General features: G+C 43.3%; 21 protein-coding genes and 1 pseudogene. 11 read left to right on the plus strand and 11 right to left on the minus strand.

Annotated features, from left to right (window positions below; translation table 11 throughout):
* Positions 1-102 precede the first annotated feature (102 nt).
* From F988_RS05120 to rplU, 7 genes are all read right to left on the minus strand, one after another.
* Entirely contained in the window at positions 103-582 is a 480-nt protein-coding gene (locus tag F988_RS05120) for a tRNA (cytidine(34)-2'-O)-methyltransferase (RefSeq protein WP_004681526.1), read from the minus strand.
* A gap of 84 nt (positions 583-666) precedes the next feature.
* Complete coding sequence (gene cysG / locus F988_RS05125) at positions 667-2,040, minus strand: siroheme synthase CysG (RefSeq protein WP_004681528.1); 1,374 nt, start codon at positions 2,038-2,040, stop codon at positions 667-669.
* Positions 2,041-2,109: 69 nt separating this feature from the next.
* A complete protein-coding gene (gene serS / locus F988_RS05130) occupies positions 2,110-3,381 on the minus strand; it encodes a serine--tRNA ligase (RefSeq protein WP_004681529.1) in 1,272 nt (423 codons plus the stop codon).
* Between the two features lie 117 nt (positions 3,382-3,498).
* Positions 3,499-4,260, minus strand: a complete 762-nt coding sequence (locus F988_RS05135; protein ID WP_004681530.1) for an RsiV family protein — start codon at positions 4,258-4,260, stop codon at positions 3,499-3,501.
* Between the two features lie 128 nt (positions 4,261-4,388).
* Entirely contained in the window at positions 4,389-5,084 is a 696-nt protein-coding gene (gene lolA / locus F988_RS05140; RefSeq protein WP_004681532.1) for an outer membrane lipoprotein periplasmic chaperone LolA, read from the minus strand.
* A gap of 198 nt (positions 5,085-5,282) precedes the next feature.
* Positions 5,283-5,537: a 50S ribosomal protein L27 gene (rpmA, locus tag F988_RS05145; RefSeq protein ID WP_004640422.1), complete on the minus strand. Its 255-nt coding sequence runs from the start codon at positions 5,535-5,537 to the stop codon at positions 5,283-5,285.
* A gap of 17 nt (positions 5,538-5,554) precedes the next feature.
* Positions 5,555-5,866, minus strand: coding sequence for a 50S ribosomal protein L21 (gene rplU, locus F988_RS05150; RefSeq protein ID WP_004652230.1), 312 nt, complete (start codon positions 5,864-5,866; stop codon positions 5,555-5,557).
* 458 nt (positions 5,867-6,324) lie between these two features.
* Here rplU and sdsA point away from each other — a divergent pair, with 458 nt between their 5' ends.
* The 8 genes from sdsA to F988_RS05190 all read left to right on the plus strand — a co-directional run bounded on the left by sdsA (position 6,325) and on the right by F988_RS05190 (position 17,177).
* On the plus strand, positions 6,325-7,302 hold the full coding sequence (gene sdsA / locus F988_RS05155) for an All-trans-nonaprenyl-diphosphate synthase (RefSeq protein WP_004681534.1): 978 nt from the start codon (positions 6,325-6,327) through the stop codon (positions 7,300-7,302).
* A 15-nt stretch (positions 7,303-7,317) separates the two neighbouring features.
* The gene (locus F988_RS05160) at positions 7,318-9,387 is read left to right on the plus strand and encodes a site-specific recombinase (RefSeq protein ID WP_004681536.1); all 2,070 of its coding nucleotides are present in this window, start codon (positions 7,318-7,320) and stop codon (positions 9,385-9,387) included.
* Positions 9,388-9,539: 152 nt separating this feature from the next.
* A complete protein-coding gene (locus tag F988_RS05165) occupies positions 9,540-10,190 on the plus strand; it encodes a phosphatase PAP2 family protein (protein WP_004681538.1) in 651 nt (216 codons plus the stop codon).
* Complete coding sequence (locus F988_RS05170) at positions 10,177-11,439, plus strand: efflux RND transporter periplasmic adaptor subunit (protein WP_004674970.1); 1,263 nt, start codon at positions 10,177-10,179, stop codon at positions 11,437-11,439. The genes F988_RS05165 and F988_RS05170 overlap by 14 nt, the downstream gene beginning before the upstream one ends.
* Before the next feature lie 12 nt (positions 11,440-11,451).
* Positions 11,452-14,625 carry a multidrug efflux RND transporter permease subunit AdeJ gene (gene adeJ, locus F988_RS05175; protein WP_004681539.1) on the plus strand — a complete coding sequence of 1,058 codons (3,174 nt, stop codon included), beginning with the start codon at positions 11,452-11,454 and terminating at the stop codon, positions 14,623-14,625.
* A gap of 5 nt (positions 14,626-14,630) precedes the next feature.
* Positions 14,631-16,091: a multidrug efflux RND transporter AdeIJK outer membrane channel subunit AdeK gene (gene adeK, locus F988_RS05180; protein ID WP_004681540.1), complete on the plus strand. Its 1,461-nt coding sequence runs from the start codon at positions 14,631-14,633 to the stop codon at positions 16,089-16,091.
* Between the two features lie 289 nt (positions 16,092-16,380).
* Positions 16,381-16,731 carry a YbjQ family protein gene (locus F988_RS05185; protein WP_004674976.1) on the plus strand — a complete coding sequence of 117 codons (351 nt, stop codon included), beginning with the start codon at positions 16,381-16,383 and terminating at the stop codon, positions 16,729-16,731.
* Between the two features lie 8 nt (positions 16,732-16,739).
* Positions 16,740-17,177: a YbjQ family protein gene (locus F988_RS05190; protein WP_004681541.1), complete on the plus strand. Its 438-nt coding sequence runs from the start codon at positions 16,740-16,742 to the stop codon at positions 17,175-17,177.
* A gap of 19 nt (positions 17,178-17,196) precedes the next feature.
* Here the strand turns inward: F988_RS05190 and F988_RS05195 are convergent, their stop codons facing one another.
* A complete protein-coding gene (locus tag F988_RS05195) occupies positions 17,197-18,003 on the minus strand; it encodes an SDR family NAD(P)-dependent oxidoreductase (protein ID WP_004681543.1) in 807 nt (268 codons plus the stop codon).
* A 12-nt stretch (positions 18,004-18,015) separates the two neighbouring features.
* Positions 18,016-18,678 (minus strand): hypothetical protein, encoded by a 663-nt coding sequence (locus tag F988_RS05200; RefSeq protein ID WP_004674981.1) that lies wholly within the window; start codon positions 18,676-18,678, stop codon positions 18,016-18,018.
* A 408-nt stretch (positions 18,679-19,086) separates the two neighbouring features.
* On the opposite strand from F988_RS05200, the gene F988_RS05205 reads away from it, so the two are divergent.
* Positions 19,087-21,984 (plus strand): valine--tRNA ligase, encoded by a 2,898-nt coding sequence (locus tag F988_RS05205; RefSeq protein ID WP_004681544.1) that lies wholly within the window; start codon positions 19,087-19,089, stop codon positions 21,982-21,984.
* 99 nt (positions 21,985-22,083) lie between these two features.
* On the opposite strand, the gene F988_RS05210 is transcribed toward F988_RS05205, so the two are convergent.
* Both F988_RS05210 and F988_RS15595 read right to left on the minus strand, forming a co-directional pair.
* The gene (locus F988_RS05210) at positions 22,084-23,274 is read right to left on the minus strand and encodes a hypothetical protein (RefSeq protein WP_004681545.1); all 1,191 of its coding nucleotides are present in this window, start codon (positions 23,272-23,274) and stop codon (positions 22,084-22,086) included.
* An 89-nt stretch (positions 23,275-23,363) separates the two neighbouring features.
* Positions 23,364-23,475 (minus strand): annotated as a pseudogene (locus tag F988_RS15595) (molecular chaperone DnaJ); the annotation flags it as partial.
* A gap of 66 nt (positions 23,476-23,541) precedes the next feature.
* Between F988_RS15595 and F988_RS14435 the strand changes: the two are divergent.
* Both F988_RS14435 and F988_RS05215 read left to right on the plus strand, forming a co-directional pair.
* Positions 23,542-23,715: a type II toxin-antitoxin system Phd/YefM family antitoxin gene (locus F988_RS14435; protein WP_004681546.1), complete on the plus strand. Its 174-nt coding sequence runs from the start codon at positions 23,542-23,544 to the stop codon at positions 23,713-23,715.
* 92 nt (positions 23,716-23,807) lie between these two features.
* Positions 23,808-24,242 (plus strand): type II toxin-antitoxin system VapC family toxin, encoded by a 435-nt coding sequence (locus F988_RS05215; protein ID WP_004681547.1) that lies wholly within the window; start codon positions 23,808-23,810, stop codon positions 24,240-24,242.
* Positions 24,243-24,397 lie beyond the last annotated feature (155 nt).

Below are 24,397 nucleotides of genomic sequence, written 5' to 3' on the forward strand. Positions count from 1 at the left end.
GATAATAAAGTAGTTTGACTATATGATGAGGTTTGCTTTAAATCTTTAAACATTTAGCCTTTGTTTCGATAAACCTTTACGATGACAGAAAATTTTTAATAATCAAGTCAGTGCTTTAAATCCCTGCTGCCGCCAGGCTTCATAGACGATCACCGCGGTTGCATTAGACAAATTCAAACTTCTTGAATTTTCTGCCATTGGCAAACAAATCCAGTTTTCCTGCGGGAACATCAGGCGTACCTGTTCAGGCAGGCCACGGGTTTCAGGTCCCATCAGCAAGGCGACAGGACGATTTAAATCCACTGTATGTGGTGTGGCAGAACCTTTGGTGGTCAATGGAAAAATATCATTGATGCCAATACCCTTTGCCTTTAAGTCAGCGAGGCAAAGTTCGATACTGTCCCAAATCTGCATTCTTGCCCATTCGTGATAATCCAGGCCTGCACGCTTCAGTTTCTTATCATCAAGCTCAAAGCCCAAAGGCTTGATCAAATGGAGTTGCGCACCTGTATTGGCACATAAACGAATGATATTGCCTGTGTTGGCAGGAATTTCAGGCTCGTATAGCACAACATGAATCACAAATATTCTCTACATTGCATGTAAGTCCCCCCTGTGAGGGGGGATTTAGGGGGGTATAAATTGAAACACTTAATTATAAAGTTCTTACAACCATTGTAACTGTTCACGCAGACTCACCACTTCACCAATAATGGTTAAGGTCGGTGCTACGATATGATGTTCAGACACTTTGGCTGCAATATCCGCCAATGTACCCACCAGTACTTTCTGCTCAGGCGTAGTACCTTTGGAAATCAAGGCAACAGGCATGGTTGGTCGTTGACCATGTGCAATCAGTTGCTCACAAATACGCTCCAAGCCCACCAAGCCCATGTACAGCACCAAGGTCTGATTTTCATACACCAGCTCTTTCCAAGGTAATTCTGGTGAACCCTCTTTTAAGTGCCCAGTCAGGAAACGTACGCTTTGTGCATAATCACGATGGGTCAGCGGAATCCCTGCATATGCGGAACAACCTGATGCGGCGGTAATTCCAGGCACAACCTGAAAAGTGACACTGGCTTCAACCAATTCCTGAATTTCCTCACCACCACGTCCAAAGATAAAGGGATCACCACCTTTCAGGCGGCAAACACGTTTACCCTTTTGCGCATATTCAACCAATAAGGCATTAATGCCATCTTGTGGGACTGAATGATTGGAACGGGCCTTACCGACATAAATCTTTTCCGCATCACGGCGGCAGAGTTCCAGAATCGGCGCAGACACCAAACGGTCATAAATCACCACATCCGCTTGCTGCATCAAGCGTAAGGCTTTTAAGGTCAAAAGCTCAGGATCACCTGGACCAGCCCCCACTAGATACACCTCACCTTTTGGTGCAGTCCATTCTGTTAAGGCTTGTTCAATTAAATTATTTGCCACATCCAGATTGTCATTGAACACCTGCTCCTTTAACGGACTGGCATACAGATTCTCCCAAAAGATACGGCGTTCATCGGGATTGGAAATCTTTTCCTTGACCTGTTTACGCCAAAGACCTGAAAACTCAGCCAGTTTCCCCATACCATGCGGCACAATCGTTTCAATCTGGGTACGAAGTTGTCTGGATAAAACAGGCGATGCTCCATTGGATGCAACGGAAATCACCAAAGGTGAACGGTCAATAATCGCGGGAACCATGAAACGGCAATTCGGAATATCATCCACACTATTCACTAAAATATTACGTGCTTCACATTGCTCGAAAACGCTTTTATTCACAGCGGTATTGTCGGTTGCAGCAATCACCAAACGATAACCTGTAGCAAGAATATTTTCAGAAAAAGCGGCCTGAATATATTGCCCCATCGATTTGTAAACAAGCTGGCGTAACTCAGGCTCAATCTCAGGCGCAATCACATCGACAATCGCACCTGCCTTCACCAATAAACTTGCTTTACGGTAGGCAATATGCCCACCGCCAACAATCAGACAACGTTGCTGCTGCAACTTTAAAGAGATTGGGAAAATTTCCACGATACGCCTCTATATTTTTTAGATCTGATTGGGCTAAAGCAAAAACTATGCACAAAATGGATGCACAGTTTAATCAATATAGCTTGCACCGCCCATATATGGACGTAAAACTTCTGGAATTTCGATTGAACCGTCAGCACGCTGGTAATTTTCCATCACTGCAAGCAAGGTACGACCCACCGCCAGACCTGAACCATTCAAGGTATGCACCAGTTCGATCTTCTTCTGGTCTACACGGTAGCGCGCTTTCATACGGCGTGCCTGAAAATCGCCCATGTTTGAGCAACTTGAGATTTCACGATAGGTATTTTGACTTGGCACCCAGACTTCCAGGTCATAGGTCTTGGTTGAACCGAAGCCCATGTCACCACCACAGAGCAAAATCTTGCGGTAAGGTAAACCCAATGCCTGCAAAATGCCTTCTGCATGTGCAGTCAGTTCTTCAAGCGCCTGCATTGAGTGCTCTGGTTTTACGATTTGCACCATTTCAACCTTGTCAAACTGATGCTGACGAATCAGGCCACGAGTATCACGCCCGTAAGAACCTGCTTCACTACGGAAACATGGTGTATGTGCTGCGTATTTGAGTGGCAAACGATCCGCATCTATGATTTCGTCACGCACAAAGTTGGTGACAGGCACTTCTGCGGTCGGGATCAGGTAATATTCTTTTTCACCCTGTAACTTGAATAAGTCTTCTTCAAATTTAGGTAGCTGACCTGTACCACGTAAGCTATCTGCATTGACCAGATAAGGTACATACGCTTCGGTATAACCATTTTTGAGCGTATGCGTATCTAACATAAACTGCGTCAAAGCACGTTGTAGACGTGCCAAAGGACCTTTGAGTACGCTAAAACGTGAACCTGTTAATTTGGTTGCTGTTTCAAACTCAAGCCCACCCATCCACTCACCCAGATCGGTATGGTCCTTGATCTCAAAATCAAACTGGCGTGGTGTGCCCCACTTTAAGATTTCTAAATTATCACTCTCATCTTTCCCTTCAGGCACAGACTCATCTGGCAAGTTTGGAATCGCCAGTGATTTTTGCTCTAGTTCAGTTTGCAATTCAGCAAGCGCAACTTCAGCAGTTTTGATTTCATCACCAATGGCAGCCATACGCACCATGATCTCAGATGCATCTCCACCCGATTTCTTAATTTGACCGACCTGTTTGGCACCCGCATTACGCTCTGCCTGTAAATTTTCAGCTTTGGACTGCAATTCCTTACGGCGCGCTTCCAAATCCGCCCATTCCTGAACATCAAGCTGAATACCACGTTTTGCCAAAGCGGCATTGACCGCTTCAATATTATTTCTGAGTAATTTTGGGTCAATCATAATCAATCATGAATAGAGAAAAAACTGGCTATAGTGTAAGGCTTTAACCTAAAAAAATACAGTAATAGACAACAAAGACTCAGCATCCACACACGATATGTCGATGCTGAATACTGGCTAAACGGGCTCTTTCGGCAGACTTGGCAGATATTGCGGCTTAATAAACTGTTTGGCTGCATAATATGGCAGGGTCAACTCGCTCATCCCTTCGGCGTACGAAGCCAACTCATACAGCGGATAGACGAATACTATCTCATTGACACCATAATAATAGTTGTCACTCACCTGCAACTGCTCTTTCTTGATGTTATGGTCTTCCAGCCAATTCTGATTCGAGACATATAACTCATCGCGTAGTTTTTGGTTCATGTCAGGTTTAACCAATTCACTTACAGTAATGTGTTTTTTATTGGACAGGTCAAAATTGACAAATTCCTGATGCGACATGCCATGTGCCGCACCCGCAGGGTAACTATAGGTCTGAATGGCAAAAGTTGCTAAATTATAGTTTTGCCCTAAAAAACGTACATAAGTGCTACTTTCACTAAGCGAGGGTTCATCCGCTGGCACCTTGACTTTTTGGTCTGCAATGTTGGCAAAGGCATTCGGCTCGGCCTTTTTCATACGATTGATAAAATATTCATCAATCCATTTTTGCTTGGTCTCGACCGTTTGCAAGTCATAACTGGTACATCCATCTTCCAGGCACAACTTTTGTTTAGGAAGCTTGACCGCCACAACTTTGGCCTGAATCAATGGAATATCGACTTTTTCAGCAGTAGCTGACGATTGTTCTTTTTTAGGTTGACAGCCAACCATTGCAATGACCGTAAGTATTGAAATGAGTGGAATCAATTGTAATCTTTTTACTATTTTCATCGCCTTGCAAGTCTCCAGGATTTTTCTTCACTATACAAAGCCTTGCGCCTAGATGAAATTAAGAAATGTATCTATATCGCGCCCAGCAAAAAGCCGCAACAGATGCGGCTTTGTTGAGCATAAGTCCATTATTGGTCAATAATATCTGTACCTTTTGGCGGTTCAAAGTGAAAGACCGATGCTGGAATCGCTGGATTCACTTTGATGTTGCTAAAACGCACATACGTGGTTTGGCCTAAAGAATCCTGCAAAATCATCAAGGTGGGTGCCTTATTTGCGCCAAAGCTAATGGTCAGGCTTTGGAATGCACCATCATCCTGTTTTGGGTACAAGGTATAGTACAGCTTGGTTCGGTCAGGCTGAGTCACACGGTAAGCATCCATAATCTGGTTGGTATTACCTGACAATAATAGTGCAGGCGTATTGGCCACCTGATCATCCAGACTCTGTCGCACTGCCTGCTGTAAATCTGGATCATAAATCCACACCACCTTTCCTGTAGTCACAATGGTTTGTTTCGCTGGACTGGTGGTTTCCCAATAAAATTTTCCAGGACGCTCAACCTTCATCACACCCTTAAAGGTCTGGTTCATGTGCTGGGCAGTCAGGCCCTTTTTCTGTACTGTTTTATTATTGGTGGTCTTGGTGCTTTGTTCAAAATCTGCGGTCAGGCGTTGCAGACCAGCCAACTGCTGTACCAGACTGCTGGTTGCCTGCTGAGCCGATGCAGCCACAGGTGCGGCAAACACCTGACTTCCCACCACAGGGACAAGCGAGATGGCACTCAAGGTTGCGGCATAAGCTATTTTTTTTACGAAATTCATAAAATGAACCTTCTATCAGATTTTTACTGTTATGACGACATCTTACTGTTTTTGATCACGAAAAAAATGAAGAAATCCACAGGTTTTGTGTATTTCGTGTCGCAAAGTCCTGCATTATGTATGAAGTTTCTGCCTTTATGTAGAGATTGTAAATATAAAAAAACCCGCCAAAAGCGGGTCTTTCTGAACCATTAAAGCTTAAGCTTCAACAGTTACATAGCGACGGCCAAACTGACCTTTCACTTCAAATTTCACTACGCCGTCAGCAGTAGCAAATAAAGTATGGTCACGGCCCATACCAACATTTGCACCAGCGTGGAACTCAGTACCACGTTGACGAACGATGATGTTACCAGCAGTTACAGTTTGACCACCGTAAACTTTAACACCCAACATCTTAGGATTCGAATCACGACCGTTCTTCGTCGATCCACCGGCTTTTTTAGTTGCCATGTCTATTTACTCCTGTGTTAGCCTGCGATACCAGTAATTTTCAACTCGGTAAACCATTGACGGTGACCTTGTTGCTTACGGTAGTGTTTACGACGGCGCATTTTGATGATGCGGATTTTGTCGTGACGACCATGGCCAACTACTTCTGCAGTTACTTTTGCGCCAGCTACAACTGGAGCACCGATTTGAATGTTGTCACCGTTTACAACCATTAATACGTCATCAAACGTAATAGTCGCGCCAGTTTCAGCTTTCAATAATTCTACTTTAAGGGTTTCACCCTCAACAACACGGTGCTGTTTACCACCGCTCTGGATTACTGCGTACATAATGTACTCCAACTTGCCCGTGTCGTCGTGCCGATAAAAGGACATATCGATCTTAAGACGAACGCCACTGGGGTTATACAAGGCGATAGATTTTAAGTGAAATTTGATCAAACAACAAGTGATTTTGCACAAATACGCCGCTCAACAAATGAGCTGTAGATTTCATAATAAAATCAAACAGTTTGAGAATACGTTGTTTTTATTGATTCTGATCGGGTTTTGCAATACATTCTAAAAAACCAATTGCGACAATAACAATCTGTGTTCATATAAAGTCACGCATACCTATGGTATAAAGCTTGGGTTTGACTATGTAGAGACCGCTTTTTTGTCTAACGAAAGCCGCAAAATCGCTGCACCGATTTAAATGACTGATTACACAGCCTGTATAGCTGTTCAGCAACAGACATATTGATACACCTAACACTATATTTCACCTGTACGAGGTTCTTCTTCATATGGTTATCGATTTTAAGCAAGACATTCTCTCTCCTGTAGCGACAGATTTTGCTGCGATGGATCATTTGATCAATGAAGGAATCAGCTCCAAGGTTGGCCTGGTCATGTCGGTCAGCAAGCATGTGGTTGAGGCTGGCGGTAAGCGTATGCGCCCAATCATGTGCCTACTCGCAGCCCGTGCATGTGGTGTAGCCAATATGCAGCATGCGCAGCATCTGGCTGCAATCATTGAGATGCTGCATACCGCAACGCTGGTACATGATGATGTTGTGGATGAGTCCAATCTGCGCCGCGGCAGACCCACTGCCAATGCAACCTGGAACAACCAGACCGCCGTTCTGGTCGGTGACTTTCTGATTGCCCGCGCTTTCGATTTACTGGTGGACTTAAACAACATCACTTTACTCAAGGATTTCTCAACAGGAACCTGTGAAATTGCGGAAGGTGAGGTTTTACAGCTTCAGTCCCAACACCAGCCAGAGACCACTGAAGAAACCTATCTAAAAATTATTCATGGTAAAACATCACGCCTGTTTGAACTGGCAACTGAAGGCGCGGCTATCTTGGCGGGTACTGAAGAATACCGTGAGCCACTACGTCGCTTTGCGGGTCACTTTGGCAATGCCTTTCAGATCATTGACGATATTTTAGACTACACCTCCGATGCGGAAACACTGGGTAAAAATATTGGTGATGATTTAATGGAAGGCAAACCGACTTTACCGTTAATTTCAGCATTGGCCCACTCCACTGGTGATGACCATGCGATTATTCGCCGCAGCATTGCAACAGGCGGTGTGGAACATTTGGATAAAGTGATTGAAATTGTTCATCACTCAGGTGGTCTGGATTACTGTCAAAAACGTGCCCAACAAGAAACGGATGCCGCTTTAGAAGCGCTTAAAGCACTTCCAGATAATGAATATCGCCAAGCACTGATGAATCTAACCTTAATGGCCTTACATCGACTACAATAATTTTTCTGAGTGCCTATGCATTTAAATTTATCTGATTTATTTTTAAAAATGCAGGAACAGCTTGACCATCCTGAAGCTGTTCCTGAAAGTCTTCTTGCCAATGAGCAGATCCTCATTGAACTGGTCAATCGCATACGACCCAAAAAACCGAATGATGCTGAAGAAGTTAAACAGCGAATTCATGCATTAATCAAAATTCTTTTGCTGACTCCCACTTCAGCAACTTTACTCCAGAATTTCCTGCTCAAGCTGATGAGCCAGTATAAACAGATCAGCCTCTATGCCGACAGCGGCATTCTTTCGCTGGATGGTTTCTGGAATCAGCTTGGGCAACGTCTTGGCGCACATTTCCTGCCTTTAGTGGAAGATGCTAACCAGCTTAAAACCCTCGTTGGCAAAGTCTTTCATAAGCAAAGTGATGGAGAATGGCTGGACCTGATCGAAAATCAGGACTGGATTACCCTCTTCAACCTAATTGCTGAAAGCCAAAGCAACACGAATGAAAAACAGGTGTGTAAAACCGACCTGATCAAGGCCATTACTGTGTTGTCCTATCGGATTAGTGGCATTGGTCTGTATCCAGAATTTATTAATGCACAACCCGACATTATTGAATATGAGTCACCTTTTTTGGTTCAGAACCGTGAAATTGTAGAGTTCATTGAAAAGTATAAACAGCAGATACACCAGCAGGATACAGTTGCGGTGCTTGCTCCTCCCGATGCGTCACAGGCCTTTGTGATGCTGGACCAATGCCGTGAGGTTGTGCTCAAGATCCGTCGGGCAACCAAGCGCATCGGGGTCAGTATCAGCCTGACCTATTTATTGTCCTTACTGGAGCAGGCGCTTGACCGTATTGAATTATTGCTTGGTTTGCTTGCCAGTAAAAATGATTTCCACTATATCGCACTGGGACAATTAATTACTGACCTGACCCAGGCCCATTATGATGAAAAAAGTGTTCGTCACCTACTAAATTCAACCAGTGAACTGATTGCCCTGCAAGTCACCGAAAATGCCAGTAAAACAGGTGAGCATTATGTAAGTACCGATAAAAAAGGCTTTTTCGGCATGTATAAGGCGGCGGCAGGTGCAGGCGCAATTATTGCCGTCATGGCCACCTTGAAAATTTTAACGACCCGTCTGGTACTTGCTCCATTTATGCATGCATTTTTATATAGCATGAATTATGGTCTAGGTTTCATGCTGATCCATGTGCTGCATTTTACGGTTGCAACCAAACAACCTGCGATGACGGCCGCAGCACTTGCAGCAACGGTACAGCAGCAGAAAGGCAGTAAAACAGCTCAGATTGCTGAACTGGCGGCCCTGATTATCAATATTATCCGAACTCAATTCATCGCAATACTGGGAAATATTTCAATCGCTATTCCTGTAGCGGCCTTAATTACCTTTTTATGGCAGTACAGTCTTGGGGAACCGTTACTTTCCCCTATTAAGGCAGCCAAGACACTACATGATTTAAATCCATTTACTTCGCTGGCTATCCCGCATGCGGCAATTGCAGGTGTCTGTTTATTCCTTTCAGGCCTGATTGCGGGCTATTTCGATAATCTGGCAGTCTACCGAAAGGTCGGCCCCCGTCTAAAACAGCACCGCCGCCTAAAACGCTGGATGGGACAGGCACGACTGGACAAGTTTGCCAACTATATTGAAACCAATCTCGGGGCTTTGGCAGGTAACTTCCTGTTCGGGATAATGCTGGGAAGTATGGGAACCATCGGTTTTATTTTAGGCCTGCCGCTGGATATCCGTCATATTGCCTTTGCATCCGCCAATTTCATTCAAGGCTTAATGACAGTAAGCGGCGCACCTGACCTTGGTTTAATCATCGTGTCATTTTTGGGCGTTATGTTGATTGGTCTCACCAACCTATTTGTTAGCTTTACTCTGACTATTATTGTTGCTTTGCGCGCTCGTCGAGTACGTTTCGCACAATGGAAACCATTGGCAAAATTGGTACTCACCCACTTCTTAACACGACCAAGTGATTTCTTTTGGCCACCAAAACAACCAATCGAAGTAGATGATGATGCATCAAGTGAACAAAAAGTGAGACATTAATCAATTTTTGTTATGTTTTTTTACTGAACCTTAAAAAAATCTGAAAATGAAATTATCATAAAATTTCAAGACTTGACCAAAAGTGTACTCGAAAGTACACTTTCAAACATTATATAACCCTGAACAATGGTTAAGCAAATAATGAGGTTCGCATGCCGTACCTACTGCTTTGTATTGGTTGCTTTTTTTTAGGACTCGGTGTGTTTGGGCTGGTTTATCTCGACACATCGACTTTAGACCTTTTTAGTGTTCAAGCTTTATTTGAACACCGTTCGTTTGCGCTTAACCAGGTAACCATTCTGCTTTCTCGACTGGGTGGAATGCCATTTTTATTATTTTTAACCACTTTTTTGTGTATTTATCAAACTTGGATTAAAAACTATAAGAATGCAATTTTTATCGCTTTAAGTGTGGGTGGAAGTATTGTGATTGGTTGGCTTCTGAAATGGGGCATTGATCGACCAAGACCCTTGGAACTTTATCACTTGATTCAAAGTTATGGCGCATCTTTCCCAAGTGCCCATAGCCTATATGCTGCGACCCTTGCGAATATGTTCATGTTGCTGTACAGCGCGCATAAATACCGTAACAGCATTATTTTAGTATCTACTTTATGGTTTGTTTTCATGGGGATATCTAGAGTTTATGCTGGGGTTCACTATCCAACCGATGTATTGGCAGGTTGGGGAATCGGGCTGATTTGGACTTCGTTGCTTTGGTTTTGGCTGTATCAAGGCAATTTCAGCAACAATTTGTTTTTAGATAACAAATCTAAATTGAGGTGGAATAATGATGTCAGCTAAGCTTTGGGCTCCTGCCCTCACTGCTTGCGCGTTGGCAACAAGCATTGCGCTTGTTGGTTGTAGCAAAGACCCTAAAGATGCACAGCAAGCTGCTGCTGCTCAAAAAATGCCACCTCCTGAAGTCGGTGTCATTGTTGCCCAACCGCAAAGTGTAGAACAAAGTGTGGAACTTTCTGGGCGGACCTCCGCCTATCAGGTTTCAGAAGTACGTCCACAAACAGGTGGTGTCATTTTAAAGCGCTTATTTGCTGAAGGCAGTTATGTTCAGGCAGGTCAGGCACTTTATGAAATTGACGCCAAGACCAACCGTGCAAGCGCAGACAGCGCCCGCGCGACCTTATTGCGCCAGCAAGCAAACCTAAATGCATTACGCGTTAAAGAAGGGCGTTATCGTCAGTTGGTTGGCACCAATGCGGTTTCCAAACAGGAATATGATGATATTCATGCCCAGGTCCTGTTGGCTGAAGCCGATGTAGCAGCCTCTCAGGCGGCATTGAAAAATGCTGAGATCACTTTGGGCTATTCTACTGTACGTGCGCCAATCTCAGGCCAGTCCAGCCGTTCTTCGGTAACAGCTGGTGCGTTGGTGACAGCGAATCAGGCTGATCCCTTGGTCACGATTCAACAGCTTAACCCGATCTATGTTGATATTAACCAATCCAGTGCCGAAATGTTGCGCCTACGTCAACAGCTCAGTAAAGGCAGCCTGAACAACAGCAACAACACCCGTGTCAAGATTACGCTTGAAGATGGTTCCGACTATCCTGTTGAAGGCCAGTTGGCTTTCTCTGATGCCAGAGTCAATCCAGACACAGGTACAGTGACCTTGCGTGCAGTGTTCTCAAATCCAAACCACCTGTTGTTACCAGGTATGTATGCAACTGCCAAGATTTCACAGGGCATCATTCCAAATGCCTACCTGATTCCACAGGTGGCTGTGTCACGTCTACCAACAGGACAGGCGATTGCCTTGATTGTAAATGCGAAGAATACGGTTGAAGCGCGCCCAATCACAACGGTTGGTGTGAAAGCTCAGGACTGGATTGTCACCGATGGCTTACAGGCGGGTGACAAGATTGTGGTTGATGGTGTTGCCAAGGTTAAGGAAGGCCAGCAAGTTTCTGTAAAACCTTACCAGCCACAGGCAAAAGCACCACAAGGTCAAAATGCTACACCACCAGCCGCCGCTGAACAACAAAAGCAAGCCGATTCAGCAAAAGCTGAACAAAAAGCTACTTCACAAGCTTAAGGGGTAGATTGCATGGCTCAATTTTTTATCCATCGCCCAATTTTTGCATGGGTGATCGCACTGGTCATTATGTTGGCGGGTATTATCACGCTCACAAAAATGCCAGTTGCACAATATCCGACAATTGCCCCCCCCACGGTAACGATTTCTGCAACTTATCCTGGGGCTTCTGCGCAAACCGTTGAAAATACGGTCACCCAAATCATTGAACAACAAATGAATGGTTTGGATGGTTTACGTTACATTTCATCGAATAGTGCGGGTAATGGTCAAGCATCAATTAACTTGAACTTCGCACAAGGTGTCGATCCAGATATCGCCCAAGTACAAGTTCAAAACAAACTGCAATCAGCAACAGCACTGTTACCTGCTGACGTACAACGTCAAGGTGTAAAAGTGACGAAGTCTGGTGCAAGCTTCTTGCAAGTTATTGCATTTTATTCGCCAGATAACAGCCTTTCTGCTTCTGACATTAAAGATTATGTGAACTCAAATATTTCTGAGCCACTGAGTCGTGTGGCAGGTGTAGGTGAACTCCAAGTATTTGGTGGTTCATACGCCATGCGTATCTGGCTGGACCCTGCCAAATTAAGCAGTTTCAATTTAACACCAACGGATGTTGCAGCGGCAATTCGTGCACAAAATGCACAGGTTGCAGTGGGTCAGTTGGGTGGTGCTCCATCCGTCAATGGCCAAGTTCTTAACGCAACGGTAAATGCACAAACCATGTTGCAAACCCCTGAACAGTTTAAAAACATCTTCCTGAAAAATACCTCAGGTGGTGCACAAGTTCGTTTGGGTGATGTTGCACGTGTCGAACTCGGTTCAGATAACTATCAATTTGACTCAAAGTTCAATGGTAAACCTGCAGGTGGTGTCGCAATCAAACTGGCAACAGGTGCCAACGCATTGGATACTGCTGCTGCGGTTGAAAAACGTTTATCTGAGTTACGTCATAACTATCCGAGCGGTTTAAAAGACAAGCTAGCCTATGACACCACACCATTTATTCGTCTTTCGATTGAAAGTGTTGTGCACACGCTCATTGAAGCGGTTGTCTTGGTATTTATCGTAATGTTCTTGTTCTTACAGAACTGGCGCGCAACGATTATTCCAACATTGGCAGTTCCTGTGGTTGTGTTGGGTACATTTGCCGTGATTAATATCTTCGGCTTCTCAATCAACACCCTCACCATGTTTGCAATGGTACTGGCCATCGGTCTATTGGTGGATGACGCCATTGTCGTGGTCGAGAACGTTGAACGGGTAATGCAGGAAGAACATCTGGAACCTGTCCCTGCGACCGAAAAGTCGATGAGTCAGATTTCAGGCGCCTTAGTCGGTATTACCAGTGTGTTAACAGCGGTATTCGTACCGATGGCGTTCTTTAGTGGAACCACTGGGGTAATTTATCGTCAATTCTCGATCACGCTGGTTACTGCGATGATCTTGTCATTGATCGTAGCACTTACCTTTACCCCTGCCCTATGTGCAACCTTGTTAAAACAGCACGATCCAAACAAGCAGGAAAGCAACAATATTTTCGCGCGTTTCTTCCGTTGGTTTAACCGTAGCTTTGAAAGACTTTCGGAGAAATACCAAGGCGGTGTCAATCGTATGACCCACCACAAGTTATTCTCTGGGGTACTTTATATTGTTGTGATTGCCGCTTTGGTTGGCATTTATAAAGTTTTGCCATCTTCATTCTTACCAGAAGAAGACCAAGGTGTGGTGATGACACTGGTTCAGTTACCACCGAGCGCGAGCTTGGAACGAACCGACAAAGTCATCGATACCATGACAGGCTATTTCTTGAATAAGGAAAAAGAAAATGTAGAGTCAATCTTTACAGTTGCTGGTTTCTCATTCACAGGGGTGGGTCAAAACGCGGGTCTTGCCTTTATTAAATTAAAAGACTGGAGTGAGCGTACGACACCAGAATCACAAATCGGTGCCATCATTCAACGTGGTATGGCATTGAACATGATTGTGAAAGATGCGTCTTACATCATGCCATTGCAGTTACCCGCAATGCCTGAATTGGGTGTCGCTTCTGGTTTCGATATCCAGTTAAAAGATGCCAGCGGTCAAGGGCATGAAAAACTCATTGCTGCTCGTAATGCGATTTTAGGTATGGCATCACAAGACAAACGTCTTGCGGGTGTACGTCCAAATGGTCAAGAAGATACACCACAGTACCAGATCACCATTGATCAAGCGCAAGCAGGTGCAATGGGTGTCAGTATTGCCGATATTAACAGCACCATGAGCATGGCTTGGGGTGGTTCATATATCAATGACTTCGTTGACCGTGGTCGTGTGAAGAAAGTTTATGTCCAAGGTGAAGCGGATACACGCATGATGCCTGAAGACTTGAACAAGTGGTATGTGCGTAACAACAAAGGCGAAATGGTTCCTTTCTCTGGCTTTGCCAAAGGTGAATGGACCTATGGTTCACCACGTCTAGAGCGTTATAACGGCGTATCATCTGTTAACATTCAAGGTACGCCTGCACCGGGTGTCAGCTCTGGTGATGCAATGTTGGCAATGGAAGAAATCATTGGTAAGTTACCTTCTATGGGCTTAACCGGTTTCGACTATGAATGGACAGGTTTATCTTTAGAAGAACGTGATTCTGGTAGCCAAACAGCACCTCTTCTTGTTCTTTCATTATTAATCGTATTCCTGTGTCTTGCTGCACTCTATGAAAGCTGGTCTGTACCTGTTTCGGTATTGCTGGTTGTACCTTTAGGTATCGTCGGTGCATTTGCCTTGACATGGTTAGGTATGCTGATTAAAGGTGATCCAAACTTATCCTTTAACATTTACTTCCAGGTTGCAATTGTTGCCGTAATTGGTCTATCCGCGAAGAATGCGATTTTGATCGTCGAATTTGCGAAAGAATTACAGGAACAAGGCGAAGAACTCTTTGAAGCAACATTACATGCTGCCAAAATGCGTTTACGTCCAATTATCATGACTACACTTGCATTCGGTTTCGGTGTTTTACCGCTCGCCCTAGCAAGCGGTGCTGGCGCAGGTAGCCAACACTCGGTCGGTTATGGTGTACTTGGTGGTGTAATTTCTTCAACACTTTTAGGTATTTTCTTCATCCCTGTATTCTTCGTGTGGATTCGTAGTATCTTTAAGTACAAACCTAAAACTTTAAATACTCAGGAGCATTGATCGTGATGCAAACTGTATGGTCTATTTCCAGTCGTGGCATTGCAATCTCTGCCCTCGCGCTATCTTTGGCTGCCTGCCAAAGCATGCGCGGGCCAGAGCCTGTGGTAAGCTCAGATGTTCCTGAAAGCTTCGCGTCTTACGGCAATGCTTCTGGAACATCAATCGCAGAACAAGGTTACAAAGATTTCTTTGCTGACCAACGTTTGCTGCAAGTGATTGATCTGGCGCTTGCCAATAACCGTGATTTACGTACTGCGGCTTTGAATATCCAAAAAGCACAACAGCAATACCAAATCTCGGAAAACAATCAGTTACCAACGATTGGCGCAAGTGGTAGTGCGGTTCGTCAAGTCACCCCTACTCGTGATCCAAATAACCCATATTCAACCTATCAAGTCGGTTTAGGCCTAACTTCATATGAGTTGGATTTCTGGGGTCGTGTACGTAGCTTGAAAGATGCGGCACTAGACAGCTACCTTGCGACACAAAGTGCGCGTGATGCCACACAAATTAGTTTAATCAGCCAGATCACTCAGACGTGGTTGAATTATTCGTATGCAAGTGCACAGTTGAAACTTGCAAATCAAACCCTCAAGGTACAGCAAGACTCGTTTAACCTGAACAAGAAACGTTTCGATGTGGGCATTGATAGTGAGATTCCATTGCGTCAGGCGCAAATTTCGGTTGAAACCGCACGTAATGATGTTGCCAACTACAAAACACAGATCGCACAAGCACAAAACTTGTTAAATTTACTTGTTGGTCAAACAGTTCCTCAAAACTTATTGCCACAACAGCAAATTTCTCAAATTACCAAACAAAGCGCTTTAAGTGCTGGTTTACCAAGTGACTTGCTCAATAATCGCCCAGATATCAAGGCGGCTGAATATCAACTCAGTGCCGCAGGTGCAAATATTGGTGCAGCCAAAGCACAACTTTACCCGACGATTAGCCTGACAGGTTCGGCAGGTTATGCTTCAACAGATTTGAGCAACCTTTTTAAGGCGGGTAATGCAGCTTGGTCAATTGGGCCAAATATTAGCTTGCCAATCTTCGATTGGGGTACACGTAAAGCCAACATCAAGATTTCAGAGACTGATCAGAAAATTGCCTTGGCAAACTATGAAAAGTCAGTTCAATCTGCTTTCCGTGAAGTGAATGATGCCTTGGCAACCCGTGCCAACATTGGTGATCGTTTAACCGCGCAACGCCGTTTAGTGGATGCAACCAACACGACCTATAAGCTGTCTAACGCCCGTTTCCGTGCAGGTATTGATAGTTATTTAACCGTGTTGGATGCCCAGCGTTCAGCGTATTCGGCTGAGCAAGGTTTACTGCTGTTACAGCAGGCAAACCTGAACAACCAAGTTGAGCTTTACAAAACATTGGGTGGCGGTTTAAAGACCAATACCAGTGATACAGTGACGCCTCAACCCTCTAGTGCTAAAATACATGCTGCACAATAAACCTTAATAAGATGTACTATCTATAGCCATCTCCCGAGATGGCTAGTTTATTTTGAGTCCGACTGAATAATAGTTTAACCCCAAATGATTGGCATATTGTGCCGCTTCGGCACGCGATGAAATTCCCAGTTTACAGGTTATTTCTATCACACCATTAAATAACCATCTCACTTTCAATCAAAATGGCTTGGTATATTCCCAAGCTATATTTATGAGAATTACCTTTTTAAGCTTTTCTCATCCCTCATGTTGTTTTATCTTTAATACAGTATTTTTATTCGAGATCAATATGTTACTCAGCAGCTTGGAATCTGTACCTGGTCATGAAATTTTACGTCAGCTTGATGTGGTGTATGGCAGCACTGTCCGCAGTAAGCACGTGGGTCGCGACCTGATGGCGGGTTTAAAAAATATTGTGGGCGGCGAATTGACAGGTTATACCGAACTTCTTGAGGAATCCCGTCAGGAAGCCACACAACGCATGATCGACAAGGCACGCGGTTTAGGTGCCAATGCGATTGTGGGGATTCGCTTTTCCACATCGAATATTGCCCAAGGCGCGTCCGAACTTTTTGTATATGGTACGGCTGTCGTGGTTCAGCCTGTGGCGCCTAAACTTCCTGATCCATTTGGCGCATAGGCAATATAATGGATGGATTAATTTTTCAGATCGTTATTTTTCTGATTCTTTTTTCAGTCGGTTGGGGTTTTGGTCGTCATATTGAACAAAAACACCTACGCGAACTGGATGAGAAAGAAAGACAACTTGCCCATATCCGCATTGATACCAACCGCTTTGTTGAAACGACTGCAAAAGGTCAACTGGTAAGCAGCAATGTGGTGATCTCACATGATTATTTTAAATATGTGCTTGCCACCATTAAAAACTTCTTTGGTGGTCCTCTTGTCAGCTATGAAAGTTTGGTAGAACGGGCACGGCGTGAGGCAATGGTTCGGCTCAAGCAGGAAGCACACAGGATGGGAGCAAACCAAATCATGGGGGTTCGTCTCAGCACCACTGAACTGGGGATGCAAGGTGGCATGGTTGAAGTGTTTGCTTATGGCACGGCTATTTTAAATGAGTAAAAGGGAGCAAAAGCCCCTTTTACTTCACTTTGGTTTTACGAATCATTTTATACAACAGGCTTGGTGACAAACGGGACACCAATACGCCCAGTTGTTCTTTCTTGCCGCCGACAACTACATATTCCTCACCTGCCATCAAAGCCTCAACAACTCGCTGGGCAAATACATCGGCATCCAAACCATTTTCAATGGCTTCATCCTGATAGCCCTGTGGCTTACCCTCACCATTTAAGGCATTAAAAGAGACATTGGTTTTAACAAAGCCTGGGAAAACCACCGAAACCTCAACCCCATCTTTTGAAACCTCGGCGCGAAGACTGTTTGCCCACATATGAATCGCCGCTTTGGCAGCTGAATAACTGGCGCGATATTGTGTACCCAATAGGCCCGCCACACTGGAGACAAATACCACCCGACCAGACTTTTGTTTGAGGAATGTTGGTAACACAGTCTTGGTAAAGAACACCTGTGAAAAATAATCTACTTCCATGATGGCACGTTCAGTTTGCATGGTGGTGTCCTGAATCAGGGCACGCTGGCTCAGACCTGCATTGTTGATAAGCCAGTCAATTCGCCCTTTGCATGCCAAAACCTGTTCATGCGCATGACGTACCTGGGCTTCATCAGTAATATCAGCGGCAATTGAAACATGACGTTCTGGCTTGAACAAACCGACACGCACAGCTTCCAGTTCATCATAACGGCGTGAAGTCAGCACCACCTGCGCACCCTGCAAGGCACATTCCCTTGCCAGCGCCTTGCCCAAACCAGAAGAAGCCCCTGTAATCCATACCACTTTATTTTCAAGGTTTTTTAGCTTTGCCATATCAATGATCCCCTATGCCTGATGACGCATAAATTTCAAGAAGTAATCCACATAAATGACCGCAACCTGCTGATCCAGTTGAGTGCCTAGTTTTTCCAAACGTTTATAGCCTAGATGTGTGGTCATGTTGATCACGCCATTGAGGGTTTTATCCACCACAAAATTAAACTTCAGGCATTTTTTCGGTTCACGAATTAAATGGGTCACACCGACATCAATCACATCGGTCAGCAGTTTCAACGCATTTACCGTTTCATGACGGTCTCCACCAGCAAGCTTATGGCTTGAGCTTTTCACCTGTTGTGCAAGCTGCTGTTCAATTGGATAGGTCATGTAAACCTTTTCATCTTCAAGCTGAATGGTTTTGGAAAGATATTCCACCACAGGAACCAATCGGTCATTGCCAAAAAATGAAACTGACCACGGCATATATTTGCGAATGGCTTCCAGAATTTGCTGAATCACCTTTTCGGATTCGCCTGTTTGGGAATGATGCTGGTTTTCCTGTAGCAGCACCATAAAAACCTGTTCAATCACTTCACAAGCCATTTCTGACAGGACATTCCCCAAAGCATTTGCCTGACTTTCCTTACTGCCCTGTAATAACTGCGCTCGAATATGCGCAAATCTCGCGTATGTATCCGCATGAATATTTAAAAAAACGGCGGTGTTCATTCTAATTACCCTAATTCTTAGATTGCATAAAATAAGGGCTTGTTCAACAAGCCCTTATTTTTCCATCAAACTGTTTTATATCATTTTTGGCTTTTTACACGCCGAATTTACCATATTCTATTCCGCATCAACATGCATAAATGCCAAAAAATGGTTGACCGTGTGTTGCTTCATTAATTTTTAGTAAAATTGAATAACTCATCTGAACCATCCTCTCATTCATATTTTAATATTGTTATGTTGTTGTTTTATGCATCTACATAGGATAATTATGTGACACAGAACACATAATTCAAGGTTTTATCGTTAAAAAACCAACGCATTTCATCGGCTTTTTTAGATGAAAATCTTGGCGGTTTTTTTGCTACAATAGATCCAATTTTTTATTCAATTTTAATCTTCTGTACTATGACTGACGCTCAATCTGCTCAAAATATTGCAACCACTTACGATCCAACCGAGATCGAAAAGAAATGGTATCAAATCTGGGAACAACAGGGTTACTTCAAACCATCAGGTCAGGGTGAATCATTCTGTATCATGATTCCACCGCCAAACGTGACAGGTAGCCTGCACATGGGGCATGGCTTTAACAATGCCATTATGGATGCCTTGACTCGCTATAACCGTATGATGGGTAAAAACACCTTATGGCAACCAGGCACAGACCATGCGGGGATTGCAACGCAGATGGTGGTCGAGCGTCAACTCGGTTTGCAAGGTGTGACCCGTCATGACTTGGGTCGTGACAAGTTCATCGACAAAGTTTGGGAATGGAAAGAACAATCTGGCGGAACGATTACCAAGCAAATCCGCCGTTTAGGTTCATCTGTGGACTGGTCTCGTGAACGCTTTACCATGGATGATGGTCTATCCAATGCCGTAAAGGAAGTGTTTGTGCGTTTGCACGAAGATGGCTTGATCTATCGTGGCAAGCGTTTGGTGAACTGGGACCCTAAACTGCAAACTGCCCTTTCTGACCTTGAAGTTGAAAGCAAGGAAGAAAAAGGCTCATTGTGGCACTTTAAGTATTTCTTTGAAGATAAATCACTGAAAACCAAAGATGGTAATGACTATCTTGTGGTGGCAACCACACGTCCAGAAACTTTATTAGGCGATACAGCAGTTGCGGTACATCCTGAAGATGAACGTTATGCACACCTGATTGGTAAAAACATTATTCTCCCAATTACAGGTCGTTTAGTACCTGTGGTGGCTGATGAATATGTCGAAAAAGATTTCGGTACTGGCTGTGTGAAAATCACCCCAGCGCATGACTTCAATGACTATGAAGTCGGTAAACGCTGTAACTTAGCCATCATCAACATCTTCAACAAAAATGCCGAAGTGTTGGCTGAGTTTGAATATATCGCCAAAGCGGGTGAGCAAATTTCTCAACTGTTGCCTGCCCCTGCGGACTATATTGGTTTAGAGCGTTTTGCTGCCCGTAAAAAGTTGGTTGAACAAGCGGAAACTGAAGGCTGGTTAGATCAAATCCAACCTTATGACTTGAAAGCACCGCGCGGTGATCGTTCAGGTGTGATCGTTGAACCATTATTGACTGATCAATGGTATGTGAAGATTGCGCCACTTGCTGAACCTGCAATCGAAGCAGTTCAGGATGGTCGTATTAAGTTTGTGCCTGAGCAATATACCAATATGTATATGTCATGGATGCGTGACATTCAGGACTGGTGTATTTCGCGTCAACTGTGGTGGGGCCACCGTATTCCTGCCTGGTATGATGCCGAGGGCAATGTGTATGTGGGACGCAATGAAGAAGACGTTCGTGCCAAAAACAACATCGCTGCTGACATTGAATTAAATCAGGATGAAGATGTACTGGATACATGGTTCTCCTCTGCGCTTTGGACGTTCTCAACTTTAGGTTGGACTGGCGATGCACAGAAAGATGCAGCCAACGTTTTCCTTAAAACGTTCCACCCGACTGATGTGTTGGTGACAGGTTTTGACATCATCTTCTTCTGGGTTGCCCGTATGATCATGATGACCATGCACTTCATGAAAAATGAAGATGGTTCATCACAAGTTCCATTCAAGACGGTTTACGTTCATGGCTTGGTCCGTGATGGTGAAGGTCAGAAGATGTCGAAGTCCAAGGGCAACGTACTTGATCCGTTAGACTTGATTGACGGTATTGATCTTGAAAGTCTGGTTGCGAAACGTACCACTGGCTTAATGAATCCGAAAGACGCAGCGAAGATTGAGAAATCAACCCGTAAAGAATTTCCAGACGGCATCAATGCCTACGGTACAGATGCAGTTCGTTTTACGTTCTGTGCGCTTGCCAATACGGGTCGTGACATCAAGTTCGATCTAAAACGCGTTGAAGGCTACCGTAATTTCTGTAACAAGATTTGGAACGCGACCCGTTTCGTATTGATGAATGTTGAGGGGCAAACCGTTGGTCAGGAAGCGCGTCCTGATTTATGGGAACTTCCTGAACAATGGATCATCAGCCGTTTACAGAAAGTGGAAGCTGCGGTGCATCAAGCATTTGCCACCTACCGTTTAGACCTTGCGGCGCAAGCAATCTATGACTTTATCTGGAATGAATACTGCGACTGGTATGTCGAACTGACCAAGCCTGTGCTTAATGATGCCAATGTGTCAGAAGAACGTAAGGCAGAAGTTCGCCGTGTGTTACTTGCAGTAATGGAAGCTTCTTTACGTTTGGCACATCCGTTAATGCCGTATTTGACTGAAGAAATCTGGCAAACCCTTGCACCAATGTTGGGCAAAGGTGGCGCAACCATCATGACCGCACAATATCCTGTGCCTGATCAAGCGAAGATCAATGATCAAGCTGAAGCAGATATGCAGTGGTTACAAGGCCTGATTGGTGCGGTACGTAACATTCGTGGTGAAATGGGCTTGGGTAATGCGCGTTTATTGCCTGTATTGCTGCAAAACATTTCTGATACTGAACGTGAGCAAATCACCCGTATTGAAGCATTATTTAAGGCATTGGCTAAAGTTGAAAGCATTACATTCTTGGTTGACGGCGAACAACCGCCATTATCTTCTTCTTCTGTTGTGGGTCATGTTTCTGTATTTGTTCCAATGAAGGGTTTAATTGACCCGAAAGCTGAATTAGGTCGTTTGCAGAAAGACCTGGATAAGGTTCAAAAGCAACATGATCAAATCGCAACTAAACTTTCTAACGAAAGTTTTGTCGCTAAAGCACCAGCAGCCGTTGTTGATGGTGAAAAAGTCAAATTGGCTGAGTTCGCTGACCAATTAGCGAAGATTAAAGCGAATATGGAGCAAATTGCAAGTTTATAATTATGACTAGCGTATTGAATAAAATATATTCAATACGCTAAACAGAGGTGGTCCCACTTGTTTGAACAACTAAAAGCTTATTTACAGGCTCAAACCACTTTAAAAATTAAATGACCAGCCGAATGCTCTATTTTTAAGTAAGTTTTTTAAACAATCAAAATCCTTATAACTATTTAAACACTGTTCATCTTGTAATAGCTTTCTTCGAATTTCCCTCAAATCATATTGGTACTTCTTAGCCAAATCAGCAGGTTTAAAAGTGTGTTTATAAAAACCTGAGCTTTTCCAATCAAATGAGTAAATAATGTGATCTAACTCCATTTGCAATTGCTCAATTTGATCTTCTAGCAATAGATTATAAGATTTCAAATGTTCATTTGCGATTTTAACTGCTTGTTTTTGATCACCTTGTTCTGTATAAGCACGTAACTTTAATAGCGTAAGTAAATCTTTTTCTTCAAGTGCAGTATTTGCTTGCTGCAAGAGCTCGGTTTTGTCTATACGTTTTTGCTCATCCCGTTCACGATCAGGATGGATCACAGAGGCAATTTTTAAATAAATGCTTTTTAATGACTGCCCTGCCATTTTTTTTGCATCTTCAAGTTGCATTTGCTTCTTTAAAATTTTCTTTTTTTCTTTTTCTGCAAACTTTTGATATGCTTCACGTTCATGATCATTCAGTTGATTTTGAATGAAATCAGCTTCCTCTCGATCAAATTTTTCTTTTACTTTTTGCATAAACTCTTCAAGATTTTCGAGATCAAAATCAAAGTCAATCCAGTCCTCAGACACACCCAATTGATCTGCAAGAATTTCTTTCATCACTTGTTTTTCCATCATTTCATCAACATCATGCTCTGAATGAAAATCATCCTCTGTATCATCTACTTGTGATGTAGGCAAATGATCATGGTCTTCTAAAATTTTATAAAATTGAGCAATGACGATGGTCAATTTATGTTGTTCTTCAGACAGATTGGGATTATTTAAAAGTTGACTCACTAAAATTGAGATTTTTTGATCTAAACGCTCTAAATGGGTTTTAGCAAATTTATGCGATTGTTTATATTGCCAAAGTACCTCTAGTTGACTAAATAAAACTTGGTGCCATTGAGCATATAATGGCAAGAGTTCAACACTTGCATCCTGCTGTACTTTTTGTTGTGCTTGTTGCCACTCAACCAAAGAGAGTTGTAATTTCTCAATTTTTTGAATCTGACGATTAAACTTTTTTTGTTGTGGAGATAAATTTTCAGTTTCTTGATACAAACTTAAATCTAAAATGCTCATGACTTTATTTCAATACAAATGCGATTTGACTCAATATTTTAACAGAAAGCATGCCTACGACCATTTGTTTTAAAAGTAAAATTCTTATCTCATAAAACCCCATGCCCCAACAACATCTCCCCGCCACTCAGCTTTTTCATATACTTTAAACGTTCTTTTTTCCCACTTCAACTGCGGCTTTAAATCAGTACAATCGGCATCTTATACTTACTAGACTCGCCTTACAAAATGTACAATTCAAATGTACATCTAAATAGGACAAATAATATGAACAACATTCCATTTAGCCAAGTCCGAGCCAATCTTGCGCAACTGATACAACAAAGCAAACAAGGTCAACCGATTTTTATTTCACAACGAGGGCAAACCTCTGCGGTGCTCTTATCTTTCAATGACTATCAAAAATTAGGTCATCAGCCACAAAGTCTTATGCAGGCATGATCAGCATGGCATCAACAACATATACAAGATTTACAAAATGAGACTGATGATTTTCAGCCTGAACGCTCACAAGAACAGGGGCGAAATTTTTCATGGTAAATTCTACCCTATCTCATATTAGTTATCTCCTAGATACCAACATCATTTCTGAATTGATCAAGCCACAACCCAATCAGCATGTCATTTCGCAATTTCAACTGTATCAACATGAAATTGCAATTCCGAGCTTAGTTTGGAATGAACTTCGATTTGGTTGGCTTAAAATGCCTCAAGGGCAAGGTAAAGAAATGATTGGTTCTTTTTTACATGACATTGTCAGTCTGATTCCCACTCTTTCTTATCATGAATCTGCTGCCAAAATTCATGCTGAAATTCGCTTAGAAGCACAACAAAATGGGCTTAATATTCCCTTTGCAGATGGACAGATTGCAGCAATCGCAATGGCTCAAGGCTTAGCTTTAGTCACTCGTAATAGCAAAGACTTTCAAAATATTTCAGGTTTAAGGTTGGTCAATTGGTTTAGATAACCCGATTTTTTCCATATTCAGCAACAATTTTGTGCTCTTTTTAAGCAAATCGCACCACTTTTCATCAAAATTACAATTTAAATTCTAAATTGGTGCGTTTTTTGCATTATAAAATTCATCAAATTGAGTTGTTTCACGACAACTTGAGTTTTTAG

Origin of the sequence: Acinetobacter parvus DSM 16617 = CIP 108168, assembly GCF_000368025.1 — a bacterium.
GTDB classification, from domain to species: domain Bacteria; phylum Pseudomonadota; class Gammaproteobacteria; order Pseudomonadales; family Moraxellaceae; genus Acinetobacter; species Acinetobacter parvus.